Annotated in this window: 19 protein-coding genes; 6 read left to right on the top strand and 13 right to left on the bottom strand. The window is 68.2% G+C overall.

From position 1 onward, the window contains the following. The first annotated feature begins 7 nt into the window (after positions 1-7). A complete protein-coding gene (locus tag ACQY9P_RS10060; protein ID WP_421739397.1) occupies positions 8-772 on the top strand; it encodes a Crp/Fnr family transcriptional regulator in 765 nt (254 codons plus the stop codon). On the opposite strand, the gene ACQY9P_RS10055 is transcribed toward ACQY9P_RS10060, so the two are convergent. From ACQY9P_RS10055 to yaaA, 8 genes are all read right to left on the bottom strand, one after another. Continuing rightward, positions 762-1,727, bottom strand: coding sequence for an NAD(P)H-dependent flavin oxidoreductase (locus ACQY9P_RS10055; RefSeq protein ID WP_421739398.1), 966 nt, complete (start codon positions 1,725-1,727; stop codon positions 762-764). The two genes, ACQY9P_RS10060 and ACQY9P_RS10055, sit on opposite strands and share 11 nt — an antisense overlap. 71 nt (positions 1,728-1,798) lie before the next feature. Next, positions 1,799-1,930: a hypothetical protein gene (locus ACQY9P_RS10050; RefSeq protein WP_421739399.1), complete on the bottom strand. Its 132-nt coding sequence runs from the start codon at positions 1,928-1,930 to the stop codon at positions 1,799-1,801. A 151-nt stretch (positions 1,931-2,081) separates the two neighbouring features. Next, entirely contained in the window at positions 2,082-2,864 is a 783-nt protein-coding gene (locus ACQY9P_RS10045) for an SDR family NAD(P)-dependent oxidoreductase (protein WP_421739400.1), read from the bottom strand. A gap of 74 nt (positions 2,865-2,938) precedes the next feature. Further along, positions 2,939-3,712: a site-2 protease family protein gene (locus ACQY9P_RS10040; protein ID WP_421739401.1), complete on the bottom strand. Its 774-nt coding sequence runs from the start codon at positions 3,710-3,712 to the stop codon at positions 2,939-2,941. Next, entirely contained in the window at positions 3,709-4,155 is a 447-nt protein-coding gene (locus ACQY9P_RS10035) for an NUDIX hydrolase (protein WP_421739402.1), read from the bottom strand. Before ACQY9P_RS10035 ends, ACQY9P_RS10040 begins: the two co-directional genes overlap by 4 nt. Before the next feature lie 25 nt (positions 4,156-4,180). Further along, on the bottom strand, positions 4,181-5,239 hold the full coding sequence (locus tag ACQY9P_RS10030; RefSeq protein WP_421739403.1) for a patatin-like phospholipase family protein: 1,059 nt from the start codon (positions 5,237-5,239) through the stop codon (positions 4,181-4,183). A 15-nt stretch (positions 5,240-5,254) separates the two neighbouring features. After that, a complete protein-coding gene (locus ACQY9P_RS10025) occupies positions 5,255-6,052 on the bottom strand; it encodes a 3-hydroxybutyrate dehydrogenase (protein WP_421739404.1) in 798 nt (265 codons plus the stop codon). Positions 6,053-6,136: 84 nt separating this feature from the next. Beyond that, on the bottom strand, positions 6,137-6,904 hold the full coding sequence (gene yaaA / locus ACQY9P_RS10020; protein ID WP_421739405.1) for a peroxide stress protein YaaA: 768 nt from the start codon (positions 6,902-6,904) through the stop codon (positions 6,137-6,139). Positions 6,905-7,226: 322 nt separating this feature from the next. Here yaaA and ACQY9P_RS10015 point away from each other — a divergent pair, with 322 nt between their 5' ends. The 3 genes from ACQY9P_RS10015 (at position 7,227) to ACQY9P_RS10005 (ending at position 8,348) form a co-directional block, all read left to right on the top strand. Then, positions 7,227-7,676, top strand: a complete 450-nt coding sequence (locus ACQY9P_RS10015; RefSeq protein WP_421739406.1) for a hypothetical protein — start codon at positions 7,227-7,229, stop codon at positions 7,674-7,676. Beyond that, a complete protein-coding gene (locus ACQY9P_RS10010) occupies positions 7,673-7,975 on the top strand; it encodes a transcriptional regulator (RefSeq protein ID WP_421739407.1) in 303 nt (100 codons plus the stop codon). The genes ACQY9P_RS10015 and ACQY9P_RS10010 overlap by 4 nt, the downstream gene beginning before the upstream one ends. A gap of 67 nt (positions 7,976-8,042) precedes the next feature. Further along, positions 8,043-8,348: a hypothetical protein gene (locus ACQY9P_RS10005; protein ID WP_421739408.1), complete on the top strand. Its 306-nt coding sequence runs from the start codon at positions 8,043-8,045 to the stop codon at positions 8,346-8,348. Here the strand turns inward: ACQY9P_RS10005 and ACQY9P_RS10000 are convergent. Continuing rightward, complete coding sequence (locus tag ACQY9P_RS10000) at positions 8,323-9,732, bottom strand: FAD-binding oxidoreductase (RefSeq protein WP_421739409.1); 1,410 nt, start codon at positions 9,730-9,732, stop codon at positions 8,323-8,325. The genes ACQY9P_RS10005 and ACQY9P_RS10000 overlap by 26 nt on opposite strands. A gap of 67 nt (positions 9,733-9,799) precedes the next feature. On the opposite strand from ACQY9P_RS10000, the gene ACQY9P_RS09995 reads away from it, so the two are divergent. Both ACQY9P_RS09995 and ACQY9P_RS09990 read left to right on the top strand, forming a co-directional pair. Then, positions 9,800-10,084, top strand: a complete 285-nt coding sequence (locus ACQY9P_RS09995) for a type II toxin-antitoxin system VapB family antitoxin (RefSeq protein WP_421739410.1) — start codon at positions 9,800-9,802, stop codon at positions 10,082-10,084. Beyond that, positions 10,081-10,479 (top strand): type II toxin-antitoxin system VapC family toxin, encoded by a 399-nt coding sequence (locus ACQY9P_RS09990; protein WP_421739411.1) that lies wholly within the window; start codon positions 10,081-10,083, stop codon positions 10,477-10,479. The genes ACQY9P_RS09995 and ACQY9P_RS09990 overlap by 4 nt, the downstream gene beginning before the upstream one ends. Here ACQY9P_RS09990 and ACQY9P_RS09985 read toward each other — a convergent pair. From ACQY9P_RS09985 to ACQY9P_RS09970, 4 genes are all read right to left on the bottom strand, one after another. Next, entirely contained in the window at positions 10,471-10,788 is a 318-nt protein-coding gene (locus tag ACQY9P_RS09985) for a 1-deoxy-D-xylulose-5-phosphate synthase (protein WP_421739412.1), read from the bottom strand. The genes ACQY9P_RS09990 and ACQY9P_RS09985 overlap by 9 nt on opposite strands. Positions 10,789-10,794: 6 nt before the next feature. Continuing rightward, positions 10,795-11,772: an L-threonylcarbamoyladenylate synthase gene (locus ACQY9P_RS09980; RefSeq protein ID WP_421739413.1), complete on the bottom strand. Its 978-nt coding sequence runs from the start codon at positions 11,770-11,772 to the stop codon at positions 10,795-10,797. Further along, entirely contained in the window at positions 11,703-12,986 is a 1,284-nt protein-coding gene (locus ACQY9P_RS09975) for a YceI family protein (RefSeq protein WP_421739414.1), read from the bottom strand. Before ACQY9P_RS09975 ends, ACQY9P_RS09980 begins: the two co-directional genes overlap by 70 nt. 107 nt (positions 12,987-13,093) lie before the next feature. Then, positions 13,094-13,726: a YceI family protein gene (locus ACQY9P_RS09970; RefSeq protein WP_421739415.1), complete on the bottom strand. Its 633-nt coding sequence runs from the start codon at positions 13,724-13,726 to the stop codon at positions 13,094-13,096. Positions 13,727-13,794 lie beyond the last annotated feature (68 nt).

Below are 13,794 nucleotides of genomic sequence, written 5' to 3'. Positions count from 1 at the left end.
ACCGACCATGGCGGACACCGGCGAAAGCCCGCCTCTGAGAGAGCCCGGCGCCAACCGCGCCGATCTCGTGGCCAACCGGCTGCTTGGCGCGCTGCGATCGCAGGATCTGGCGCGCCTGGCGCCCCATCTGCGGAAGGTCGAGCTGCCGCGCGACATGGTGCTGTTCGACTGCGGCGAGGACGTCAACACGACGCATCTGCCCTGCCACGCCACCATGATCTCGCTGCTGGTCGTCTCGCAGGACGGCCATGAGGTCGAGGTCGCCAATGTCGGCCGCGAGGGCGCGATCGGCGGCATCGTCAGCGCGGGGTTCAAGCCCGCCTATGGCCGGGCCGTCGTGCGTGTTCCCGGCTTCGCCTTCGGCATTCCCACCGCCCGCCTGGAAGACGCCAAGGCCCAGTCGCCGGCCATAGCCGACCTGTTCTCGCGATACGCCGACGTCCTGTTGGCCCAGATGATGCAGTCGACCGCCTGCAACGCCCTGCACGGCGTCGAGCAGCGCTATTGCCGCTGGCTGCTGTCGGCCCACGATCGTTCGGGCGACGAACCCCTGCGTCTGACCCAGGAGACGCTGGCCCAGATGATGGGCGTCCAGCGCACCACGGTGACGGCCGTGGCGCGCGGCCTGCAGGACCTGGGCGTCATCTCGGCGGGGCGGGGGCGGATCGAGATCCTCGACAGGCCGGCGCTCGAAAAGCGGGCCTGCGAGTGTCACGACGCCGTGGAGCGTCACTTCCAGCGCCTGTTGCCCGCCGTCGACCTCAGCGATTGAGGGCGGCGATCCGGGTGATGGACGCCTGGGCCTCTCTGATCAGCCGCTCGACGATCTCGCCGGCGGGCAGCACCTCGTGGATGCCGCCGGCGCTCTGGCCCATGGCGAAGCAGGACTTGTCGTTGTCCAGCCCTTCGATCTGGCCGCCGATGCCGCCCATGGCGCCGGCCCGGATCGAGACCATGGCCTGCTGCGGGAAGCCCTGGATATCACCCGGACGGGATTCCCAGTCGTCGACATAGGGGTTCTTGCGCACCCGCATCGGCTTGCCGGAATAGCAGCGGGTGCGGACGGTGTCCTCGTCGGCGGCCTCGACCACCGCCTGGCGGTAGAGATCGCCGGCATGGGCTTCGGTGCTGGCGATGAACCGCGTGCCCATCCAGACGCCCTGGGCGCCCAGGGCCAGGGCCGCGGCCAGACCGCGACCGTCGTGCAGACCGCCGGCGGCGACCACGGGGATCTTCACCGCTTCCACCGCCTGGGCCACCAGCGGCAGGGTGCCGACCAGACCCGTGTGCCCGCCGCCCTCGCCGCCCTGGCAGATGACCGCGTCGCAGCCCGCCTGCTCGGCTTTCACGGCGTGCTTGACCGCCCCGCAGACGACCATGACCTTCAGTCCGGCCGCTTTCAGACGGGCGATGATCGGCATCGGCACGCCCAGTCCAGCGATGAAGGACGAAGCCCCCTCGGCGATGATGACCTCGACACTGTCGGTCAGGGCGTCGGGCGTGGCGGCCAGCAGGTCGACGCCGAACGGCTTGTCGGTCAGGCTTTTGACCTGCCGCATCTGGTCGCGGATGAAGTCGGGGGTCGTCCCGGCCATGCCCAGCACGCCGTAGCCGCCGGCGTTGGAGACGGCCGCGGCCAGCGGGGCGTAGGACACCCCGCCCATGCCGGCCAGCAGGATCGGATGCTCGATGTGCAGAAGATCGCAAAGGGGCGTGTGCAGCGCCATGGAACCCGTCCTCCCGTTATTTTCCAGGAGGATGGGCGTGCGCTCGGCAGGCTAGCAAGCCTGCCGCGAGGTCAGTCGTGACGAACCGTTTCGTGCGCGGCTTCGGACGTCCAGAAGCAGGCGGCCATGGCGGTCAGGATCATGGCGATCATGGCCAACATGCCGCGCGGCGGAGCCAAGCTGACGACGTCTTGCGGGGTCATCGTGTTCGTTTCCTCGAAAAGCGCCCGGATCTGACGTCCAGGCTGCCTTCGAGGAAAGCTTCTCACCAGATCAGGAGTTCCGCAAGACCCTTATTTTCAAAGGGTTTTCTTCGACTCCAGAGTCCAGAAATCAATCCGGCCATGTCCGACGTCAGAAGATCGAGTAGCCGCCGTCGATGATCAGGGTGTCGCCCGAGTGATAGCTGGACGCATCCGACGCCAGATAGACGGCCATGCCGCCGAAGTCGGCGGGCTCGCCCCAGCGACGGGCCGGAACCCGGGGGATGACCTTTTCGGCGAAGGCGGCATTGCCCTGGGCGCCGGCGGTCATGTCGGTGGCGATCCAGCCGGGCAGGATGGCGTTGGCGCGCACGCCGTAGCGGGCATGCTCGACGGCCACCGACTTGATCATCGAGATCACCGCGCCCTTGGTGGCGGCATAGGCCTCGTTGCGCGCCGCGCCCTCGATGGCCGCGAGCGAGGCGATCCCGACCAGCGAGCCGCCCGGATCGCCCGCCTTGGCGCGATCGACCATGTGGCGGCAGGCTTCGCGCAGGGTGAAGAACACGCCGTCCAGATTGACCGACAGCACCTTGCGGTAGGTCTCGGTCTTCATGTCGACGAAGGACGGCGAGCCAAAGCCGACGCCCGCATTGGCGAACACCGAGTCGACCCGGCCCATGGCCTCGACCGCTTCGACCATGGCTTCGGCGACCTGGGTCTCGTCGGAGACATCGACGGTCTGGGCCTTCACCCGCACGCCGTGCTTGAGCAGGACGCCCTCGGCGGCCTGGTTGCGCTCGGCGTTGGAGCCCCAGATCACGACGTCGGCGCCGGCCTGGGCCATCGCCTCGGCCATGCCCAGGCCGATGCCGCGATTGCCGCCGGTGACCAGGGCCACCTTGCCGGCCAGATTGAACGGCGCATAGGCCATGACGTTTCTCCCTGATCTTGAACGCTTGTTTGAATGAGAAGCGCGAAGCGGCCGCAGGTCAAGTGCCCGCTAGGTCAGCCGGCGGCGCCCCAGAAGTGGAAGGCGTCCCAGCCCGCGCCCATGGCGTCGAACGAAACGCCCATCAGCCCCGCCACGGCCCCGGCGACGCCGAAGATCACGCCACTGACGCCGGGCACGAAGAAGATCAGGCCAAACAGGATCAGGAAGCCGATCCGCTCGATCTTCGCCAGACTGGCCCGCACGCCGTCAGGCAGGAAGGGGCGGATCACGCCATAGCCGTCCAGTCCCGGAACCGGCAGCAGGTTCAGGACCAGGGCGCTGGCCTGCAGGAAGGCCAGCAGCGACAGGGCGTTGGTCAGGGCCGGGGCGCGGTCGCCGAACAGCGGCAGGACCAGGGCGATGGCGATCAGCACCACCAGCGTCCCCAGCGGTCCCGCCAGCGAGGCCAGCGACCGCCAGCCCCGCGTCCGCATCAGGTCCTCGCGCAGATAGACCGCCCCGCCCGGAAAACCGATCCCGCCCATGGCCAGGGCGATCAGCGGAAAGATCAGGGTGGTCGACAGGTCGGAATATTTCAGGGGGTCGAGGGTCAGGTAGCCCTTCTCGACGATGGTCGTGTCGCCGGCCTTGTGGGCGATGAAGGCGTGGCCGAACTCGTGGACCCCGACGCTCAGCACCCAGGCCAAGGCCACGAAGACGAAGGTCAGGAACCCGGTGAGGGCTGTCGGGATGGTCAGCGCCCAGCCCAGGGCGACGACGGCGCCGATCAGGATCAGGGCGTTGATGCTGATGCCCTGACGAGGGGCGGGCGCGTCCAGGATGGTCATGCCGCGAACCTTGCATAGGTTTCGGCGATCATGCGCCGGGTTTCATCCCATTCAACCAGGGCCATGGCCTCGTCCCGCGACACGAACCGCGCGTCGGCGGCGTCGTCGCCGGCCACGGGCTCACCGGCGATCCAGCGGGCCGCGTAGTCGATCAGCACATAGTGCCGGGTGATCTCGCCGGCCTTGCCGTCGAGCGAAGGCCGGGCCGGAAAGACGCCATCGATCACGTCGATCAGGCCCAGAAGCTCGGCGTCGACGCCGGTCTCTTCCTTCAGCTCGCGCAGGGCCGTGGTTGTGGTGGTCTCACCCCACTCCATGCGGCCGCCCGGCAGGCTCCACTGGCCCAGCCTGGGCGGCGTGCCGCGCTTGATCAGCAGCACCTCGTCGCCGCGCAGGCAGACGACGCCGACGGTCGGCACGGGATGTTGGGAAGGCAAGGTCATGGCCCAGATACGCCCAAGCCCCCGATCAGGGAAAGCCGACCTTGAGGTCAATGCTCGATTTCACGCCGATGCAGTTGCCGCAATCGGTCAACCAGGCCTCGGCGGCGGTGCGTCCGCGTTCCTTCAGGTCGAGCAGGAAGCTCCACTCGGTGTTGAACTTGGTCGACAGCGACAAGTCGGCCAAGGGTCCGTCGGCGGTGATGGCGTGGACCAGCATCTTGCGATAGCGGCCCTTGGCGGTGTCCTTCAGCAGCCCCTCGTCCAGCAACTTCTGCACGAAGCCGATGGCCCGCAGTTCCGAGGCCAGGGACGAATTGAAGGTGATCTCGTTCAGCCGGTCCATGATCTCGCCCGGCGACTTGGGCGTCTCTTCGCGGACGAAGGGATTGAGGCTGACCACCAGGATGTCGTCGGGGGTGTCGTCATAAAACAGCGGCCACAGGGGCGGATTGGCCAGAAAGCCGCCGTCCCAGTAGGGCTCGCCGTCGATCTCCACCGCCTGGAACACCTGCGGCAGGCAGGCCGAGGCCATGATGTGCTTGGCGGTCAACTCGGTTTCGCGGAAGATCTTGGCCTTGCTCTGCCGCACCGCCGTGGCGGCGATGTAGAGCTTGATCGGCGAGCGCTGACGGATCGCCTCGAAGTTCACCGCCGCCTCCAGCACGTCGTGCAGCGGATTGAGGTTGAACGGATTGAACTCGTAGGGGCTCAGGCTCATGGCGAAGGTCTCGGCCATGCGCCAGCCGGGGGTGTTCTTCAGCCACTCGGGCCCGGCGAAGGCCTTGGTCCAGATGCTGGAGTCGCCGAACACGTTCTGGCCGCCGGCCCGGTTCGTGCCGCGCCAGAAGGCCTCGAGCGTCTTGCGGGCTCCGTCGCGGCCGTCCTCGATCAGACCATGGGCCAGGCAGACGGCGTTCATCGCCCCGGCCGAGGCGGCGGTCACCGCCTTGATCTCGATATCGTCTTCCTCGAGCAGGCGGTCGAGGATGCCCCATTCGAAGGCGCCGTGCGCGCCGCCGCCCTGCAGGGCCAGGCTCAGTCCCTTCGGACCGGCGGGCTTCTTCTTGAACGGGCCGATGGGCATGACCCGATCCCTTCGCTACTGCGCGGTCCAGCCGCCGTCGATCTGGAACGCCGAACCATTGGCAGAGGCTCCGGCGTCGGAGACCAGATACAGCAGCATGCCGGCCAACTGGTCAAAGGTGACGAACTGCTTGGTCGGCTGACTGGCCAGGATGACGTCGCGCATGACGGCTTCCTCGCTGATGCCGCGCGCCTTGGCCTGATCGGCGATCTGGGCCTCGACCAGCGGGGTCTTCACGAAGCCCGGGCAGATGGCGTTGCAGGTGATGCCGAAGGTGGCGACCTCAAGCCCCACCGTCTTGGTCAGGCCCAGTATGCCGTGCTTGGCGGCCACATAGGCGGCCTTGAACGGCGAGGCGACCAGGCCGTGGGCCGAGGCGATGTTGATGATCCGCCCGCGGCCCTGCGCCTTCATGATCGGCACGGCGGCCTTGGTGGCGTGGAAGGCCGAGGTCAGGTTGATGGCGATGATCTGGTCCCACTTCTCGGTGGGGAAGTCCTCGATCGGGGCCACGTGCTGGACGCCGGCGTTGTTGATCAGGATGTCCAGCTCCCCGAATTCGGCCTTGGCGGCCCTGACCATGTCGGCGATCTGGTCGGGCTTGGTCATGTCGGCGCCGTTGTACAGCACCTCGACGCCATGCTTTTCGGCCAGTTCAGAGCGGGTGCGTTCGATGGCGGTCATCTCGCCCAGGCCATTGAGCACGATGTTGACGCCCTGGGCCGCGAGCGCGTCGGCCAAGGCGTGGCCGATGCCGCTGGTCGAGCCGGTGACGATGGCGACCTGCCCCTGCAACCCGAAATCCACAGCCATCCAAGCGCTCCCTTATTGCTGCAGCGCAGCATACCGCTCGCTCCTGCGAAGGGCGAGCTTTTATAAATTCATCACTAGATGAATTCAGGGCTGGCGACGAGCGAAAACCCAGTCGGTGTCGGTGGAAAGCTCGGCGCGGAAGCGATAGCCGTCCAGATTGAAGGCCTTCAGGTCGTTGGACTGCTCGACACGGTTGTCGATGATGTAGCGCGCCATGCGACCCCGGGCCTTCTTGGCGAAGAAGCCCAGCACCTTCAGCAGGCCCGCCTTCTCTTCCTTGAAGTGGCAGGTGACCACCGGCAGCTTCAGGGCCTTGGCGTCGACGGCGCCGAAATATTCCTGGCTGGCCAGGTTCACCAGGGTCTTGTCGGCATGGCCCTCGGCGGCGGCGTTGAGGGTGTTGGCGATCGTCTCGCCCCAGAAGTCGTACAGATTGTTCCCGCGCTTGGTCTTCAGCCGCGTGCCCATCTCCAGGCGGTAGGGCTGGAGGGCGTCCAGCGGCCGCAGCACGCCGTACAGGCCCGACAGGATCCGCAGGTGGTCCTGGGCCCACTCCAGGGCCGGGCGATCCAGTTCGCGCGCCGCCAGGCCCGCATAGACGTCGCCGTTGAAGGCGATCACGGCCTGCAGGCCTTCCTCGACCTGCGGATCGAAGGCCTGGAAGCGCTCGCGGTTCAGGTCGGCCAGCTTTTCGGAGATGTGCATCAGCCGGCGCAGGTCGGCGGCCGTCAGCTTGTGCGTCACCTTGGCCAGCTCGGCGATCCTGCCCTTCAGTTCGGGCGTCGTCAGCGGCAGCACCTTGTCGGGCGCGGTGAAGTCCAGCGACTTGGCGGGGGAGATGACCATCAGCATGGGCGGGGAGATAGAGGGTCCTGAGGGGGATCGCTAGCGGCAGGTTGGCGATTGGCAGTCACTTGCCCCCTACGGGTCGCTTCGCGATCCTCCCCCTAGCGGGGGAGGCGGCCGGAGGCCGGTGGGGGAAGACCGCAAGGACTCAGCAGAACTTCCCCCTCCGTCGGCTTTGCCGACACCTCCCCCGCTAGGGGGAGGACCTGGCGCGTCCATCACCGTTCGTTCGCAGGGACGAAGCCTCACTTTCCAGGTTGGAAACTATTCACTTGCCAATACGGAAAGTCGCGGATAGCTTTCCAACATGGAAAGTGGAGAGCCTCGAATGACCGACCCCGACACCAGCCGCATGCTGGCCGAAGTGCGGGCAGCCAACGCCGAGTTGGCCAAGCGCGCCGTGGCGCCGATCTGGTACCATCCGGCCTTGGGCCTGCTGGCCGGTGGCTATGTCGCTATCCAGGCCGCGCCGATCCCCGCGCAGCTTGTCTATTTCGCGGTCTTCCTGCTGGGGCTGGCCGGCCTGGTGTACGCCTATCGCCGCAAGACCGGCATGTGGGTCAGCGGCCTGCGGGCCGGCCGAACGCGCTGGGTCGCGGCTGCCCTGGCGGTTGCCATGGTCGCCACCTTCGGCATCGCCGCCTGGCTGGAAAGGCGTGTGGGCATCCACGGCGCCTTCCTGGTCGGCGGCGTGGTTATTGCCGTCATCACCACGGTGCAGGGCTTTGTCTGGGAAGCCGCCTTCCGCCGCGACCTGCGCGAGGACGCCGGCCTGTGAGCGCCACGCTTGATCCCGTGATCCACGCCCCCAACCGCCTGCAGATGTGCTGCATGCTGGCCGGCGTCGACACCATGGACTTCGCCACCGTCCGCGAGGCCCTGGATGTCAGCGAGTCGGTGCTGAGCAAGCACATCAAGACACTGGAAGAGGCCGGCTATCTGAAGATCCGCAAGACGCCGTCCGAAGGCCGGGTGCGCACCTGGCTGGCCCTGACCGGCGCCGGCCGCAAGGCGCTGAAGGGGCATCTGGCGGCGTTGAAGGCGCTGATGGCGGGCGCGGCGGGGCTGGAGATCTGAAGCGCCGCGAGGGCTGGACAGCGGCGCGCGCCTCGACGAGGTTGCGCGCCCGCTTTCTGGCAGACACATGACCGCGCAAACCCTGGGCCTGCTGGCCGCCCTCGCCTGGCCCATCCCGATGATCGCCGCCCTGTTCCTGGTGGTGCGCACCCGGACGCTGAAGTTCCGCCCCATCTGGGCGGCGCTCAGCTTCGTCGGCGTCGGCGCCTTCTGGATGGACAGCGCCACCGGCCGGTGGGGCTTCATCCCGCTGGCGGTCAACCTGCTGGGCCCGGGCGCGTCAGCGGGCTTCTACAAGGCCTGCGTGCCGGTGGGCGCGCTGCTGGTGATCGCCCTGGTGCTGAAGGTCAGAAGAGCACGCGCGGGTTCATGATCCGCCGGGGGTCGAGGGCCGAGCGGATCGCCCGCAGGGCCGCGACCTCGACCGGATCCTTGTAGGTCAAGGCCTCGGCCGTCTTCATCGCGCCCAGGCCATGCTCGGCGCTGATCGAGCCGTTCATGTCGGCGGTGATGTCGTGGACGATCCTGGCCCCTTCATTGCGCAGGGCGTCATGGGCGTCGTCGTCACCGCCCGGCGCCTTGAGCACATCATAGTGGACATTGCCGTCGCCGACATGGCCGAAGGCGACGATCCGGGTTCCCGGAAAGGCCGTGGCGATGGCCGCATTAGCCCGCGCGATGAAGACCGGGATCTGCGAGACCGGCACGCTGACATCGTGCTTCCAGGCGGCGCCCTCGGGCTTCTGACCGGCCGAGTGCCCCTCACGGATGTGCCAGAAGGCCTTCATCTGGGTTTGCGTCTGGGCGACGGCGGCGTCGCTGATCAGGCCGCGCTCCAGCGCCCCCGACAGCAGGCGTTCCAGCGCCGCCTCGGCCGCGCCGGGCTCGCCGCTGGCGATCTCGATCAGCACGTACCATGGGTGGATGGAGGGCAGCGGATCGCGCAGGCCCGGCACGTTGCGGACCGTCAGCTCAAAGCCCAGCCGCCCCATCAGCTCGAACGCCTCGACGCCGCCGCCGGTCTCGTCCTTGGCGCGGGCCAGCAGCTGGATGGCGTCTTCGGGCGAGCCCAGGCCGACGATGGCCACCGCCCGCGAGGCCAGCAGCGGGTGCAGCTTGAGGCTGGCGGCGGTGACCACGCCCAGCGTGCCCTCGGCCCCGATCAGCAGCTGCTTGAGGTCGTAGCCGGTATTATCCTTGCGCAGGCGTTTCAGGCCCTTCCAGATCTCGCCGTTGGGTAGCACGGCCTCGAGGCCCAGCACCTGCTCGCGCATCATGCCGTAGCGCAGAACGGCGGTGCCGCCGGCATTGGTCGAGACCAGGCCACCGATGGTGCAGGAGCCTTCCGAGGCAACGCCCACCGTGAAGCGCCGACCGACGCTGGCCGCCTGGGCATGGGCTTCCGACAGGGTGACGCCGGCCTCCAGCACCATGGCGTCGTCCAGGCCGTCGACGTCGCGCACGGCCCGCAGCTTCTCGGTCGACAGCAGGATCTCGCCCTGCGGGATCTGGCCGGCCACCAGACCGGTATTGCCGCCCTGCGGGGTGATCGCCACGCCATCGGCGGCGCAGATGCCGACCACGGCGGCGACCTCCTGGGTCGTGCGCGGCAGCACCAGCAGCGGCGTCTCGCCCCGCCAGCGCCCGCGCCACTCGACCAGCTTGGGCTCAAGGCTGGCGGGATCCTGGCTCCATCCGCCCTCGCCGAGCACGGCCTTGAGGCGGGAGAGGGTGTCGGCGGGAACGGGCTTGGTCATGGGGGCGGAGGATACGCTTTGTGAGACGCCCCTGTCAGTATATACTGCGGTCTATACGGAGATCGCGATGGGCATCCTGATCAAGAACCCCGAGGCCGAGCGCGCTGTGCGCGAGCTGGCCGAGCTGACCGGCGAAAGCCTGACCACGGCGGTCGAGATCGCCGTGCGGGAACGGCTGGCGGCCAAGCGCCAGGAGAGACGCAAGCACACGCCGCGCAGCGCCGAGGAGATGAAGGCTCTCACCCGGAAATACCTGACCCCCGCCGCGCGCGCCGGGCTGCTGCCGCCCATCACCAAGGCGGACTTCGACGCGCTTTGGGAAATCCCCGGCGTCACCGATATCGACTCGTGAGAACGATCATCGTCGATACCTCCGCCCTGGTCGCCATCGCTCTAGAGGAACCCGAGTGCGACAGGTTCATCGACGCGCTGGAAGCGGGCGGTGATCTATTGATCTCCCCGATCAACTATGTCGAGCTCGGCACAGTGCTCGTCGGGCGCGACCATTTCCCCTCCCGAGATGTGCTGGACGCCTGGTTGGGGGTCTATCGGATTGAGATCGCGCGCGAGCACGCTATCGATACCGCCGCGCTCGACGCCTACCTGCTGTATGGCAAAGGTCGGCATCCGGCCCGTCTGAACCTTGGCGACTGCTTCGCCTACGCCCTCGCCAAGACCCTGGACGCCCCGCTGCTCTACAAGGGCGACGACTTTCCGCTGACCGACGTCCGCTCGGCCCTAGCCTAGCGCCGGATCGGGCACGCCCCGGATCTTGGCCCAGTATTCCTCGCGAACGTCGTCGTCGATCACGGCTGGATCGCCCGCGCCCTTGTAGAGCCGGTCGCCGCCGTCCTTGCGGGCCTTGGCGATCCAGAAGGGCTGACCGGTTTCGAGGTCGCGGAAATTGGCCTTCAGGCCCGAGTTGCGCAGGGCCTCGAACGAGCGGCCGGCATAGTAGAGGGTCTCGCCGGTCTTGGACGACCCCACCCGCCCGATGCGCGCGGGACCGTTCAGGCCCTTGGACTTGTCCTCGAGGTACATGATCTTGAATTTCATCGGCCTCTATCCCACGAACCCGGCCGCGCGTCTAAGCCGGTCATTGATCGCCTCGCCCAGGCCTTCGCCCGGAATGGCCGCCACGGCGATGCCGACCGGCTTCGTCCGATCGGCGGCGCGCAGATACGAAAAGAGATTGGCGGCGGCCTGGGCCAGCGAGCCTGACGGGCTGAGGTTGAACACGCCCTCCCCCTCCGGCCACGGACCAAAGGCCAGGAACGCCTCCCCGGCCTCGGGCGCGGCGGCGTTGATCCGCACCGGGGCGTCGGGCGCGTAGTGCAGGGCCATCCGGCCCGGCGAGCGCTTGGCATCGTTCTCTGCCTCGGCCAGCGGGCCGACCACGGCCTCGAGCTGGGCGCGGGTCACGGCGCCGGGGCGTAGCAGGCGCGGCGGGCCGTCGAGCACGGCGACGACGGTGGATTCCAGGCCGACCTCGCAAGGGCCGCCGTCCAGCGTGGCTGCGCAAGCGGCGCCGGTCTCGGCGAAGGCGTCGGCATAGGTAGTGGGGCTGGGCCGGCCCGAGCGGTTGGCCGACGGCGCCACCACCGGCCCGCCGAACGCCGCCAGCACGGCCCGCGACAGGGGATGGCCGGGCACGCGGATCGCCACGGTGTCGAGACCGGCCCGGGCCAGGTCGCAGACGGCGCCGGCGTCGCGGATCGGCGCGACCAGGGTCAGCGGGCCGGGCCAGAAGGCCCTGGCCAGGGCCATGGCCCGCTCATCGAGCACGGCGATGCGGGCGGCGGTTTCCAGATCGGCGACGTGGGCGATCAGCGGATTGAAGCGCGGACGGCCCTTGGCCTCGAAGATCGCCGCCACGGCCGCCGGATTGGCCGCGTCGGCGCCCAGGCCATAGACCGTCTCGGTCGGCAGCAGCACCAGCCCGCCGGCGGCGAGCGCGCGCGCGGCCCCCTCTATTTCCGCTTGGCCGTCAGGCTGAAGCTGACCTTCACCTTGGCCGCGATCTGATCGGTGTCCGCCCATTCACCCTGTCCAACCCCGAACGTCGTCCGGTCCAGGGTGGTTACACCGCGCGCCGTGGCCGTGTCGCCGTCGATCTTGAGGCTGAACGGCAGGCTGAGCGGCTTCCTGACCCCGCGCAGATCCAGGGTTCCGTCCGCGATGAACTTGCCCTCGCCGGTCTTGCGGAACTTGCTGGCGCTGAACACCGCCTTGGGATGGGCGGCGGTGGCGAAGAAGTCATCGCCCGGCAGGCTGGAATCGCGCTGGTCGTCGCCCGTCTTGGCCGAGGCCATGTCGATCGTCACGGTCAGTTTCGAGCGGTCCAGGGCGTCGGGCGAGAACAGGATGTCGGCGCTCCAGCGGGTGAACTCGCCCTGCAGCGGCTCGCCCGACCAGGTGGCGGTGAAGCCCAGCTTGGAGCCCTTGGCGACGGCCCAGGTGACGGGATCCTTGAGGGCGGGTTCCGGCGCGGCCGCGGCGGGCGGCGCGGCGTCCGTTGTCGCGGCGACGGGGGTAACGACAGGCGCGGGGGCTTCCGGCGGGGCCGCTTCCTCGGCCACGGCCGGCTTGGCGGCGGGCTTGACGGCCGGGGTGTAGAGATAGCCGGCGGCGACCACGGCGGCCAGACCGGCGGCGGCCAGCCAGGCGCGCGGCTCCTTCAGGCCCGGCTTGGCGCCCGGGGCCATGTTGGCGAACACGCCGTCCTTATCCAGCACCTGGTGCTTGGCCACCGCGCCCAGGTGCAGCAGCAGCAGCAGATAGGTCAGCTTGACCAGCACGCCGTGACCGATCTCGCCGATCTCGTGCCAGACATGCTTGGCCGCCGGCGCCATCTCGGGGATCAGCGGCAGGTGGGGCCACGGGATCGAGCCGTAGAGCAGGGTCGGAATGTTGGTGCGGCTGGCCGAGACCAGGATCCAGCCCGTCAGCGGCAGGCCGATCATGATCACGTAGAAGCCGATGTGCACGATGTGCGAGGCGGTCTGTTCCCACTTGGGCTGCCCCACCGGCGCGGGCGGCGGCGGATTGAACAGCCGCCAGCCCAGGCGCGCCACGCTGAGCAGCAGGATGGTGATGCCGATCGACTTGTGCAGCTGGAACAGGGCGAAGGTCGCGGCGCCCTTGGGGCCATCCCCGGCCCGCCAGCCCAGGATGATCTGGAAGATGATGGCCGCGGCGATCAGCCAGTGGATGATGATCGCCACCGTGGTGTAGCGCGTGCGCGTCGCGGCCATGGAAATCTCCGGATACCGATGTCGTCAGACCTGCAGTCTAGACTCCCAAGCTCACGCTTCCACTTCAAACTGTTTCCAGCCTGAAGCGGAAGCGGAACCCGAATCGACTATTTCTTGTCGAACTCGACCTCGATGTTCAGCGTCACGTCGTCGCCGACCAGCGGCACGTACTTGCTGACGCCGAACTCCGAGCGCTTGATCGTGGTCGAGGCCGAGAAGCCGGTCTTGACGCTGAGCGGGACGAAGCCGCTGCCGACGCCGTTGAACGTGACGTCCAGCACGGCCGGCTTGGTCACGCCGTGGATGGTCAGATCGCCCGTCACCTTGCCGGTGTGGCCGTCGCCGACATCGACCTTGGTCGAGACGAAGGTGATGGTCGGGAACTTGGCGGCTTCCAGCCAGCCGTCGCCGGCCAGTTCCTTGTTGAACTTCAGACCGAAGGCGTCGGCGCCCGTGGCGGTGTCGATCGAGGCGGGATCGACGGTCACGTTGATCTTGGCCGCTTCCGGCGCCTTGGGATCATAGGTGAACTCGGCGTCCACCTTGGTGAAGCGCAGGGTGTAGTTGGAGAAGCCCATGTGCTTGATCTTGGCGTTCACCGCCGCGTGGGTCTTGTCCAGCACATAGTGGCCGGCCGGCAGATCGGCGGGCTTGGTCGACGTGACGCCCGGCGCGGCCGAGGCGGCGGACGCCGAAAGGAGCGCGGCGGCGAGCGCGGCGTAGGCGAAGGGGCGGGCCATGGGGAGGGTCTCCTGAAAAAACTGTGATAGCATCAGTTACGGTTTCACCCACTTAGGAACTCCGCCAC

The sequence above is a fragment of the Caulobacter sp. genome (assembly GCF_965279145.1).
In the GTDB taxonomy this organism is placed as follows: Bacteria; Pseudomonadota; Alphaproteobacteria; order Caulobacterales; family Caulobacteraceae; genus Caulobacter.
The sequence above is the reverse complement of the archived record's forward strand: the minus strand, read 5'-3'. Positions and strand labels throughout refer to the sequence as shown.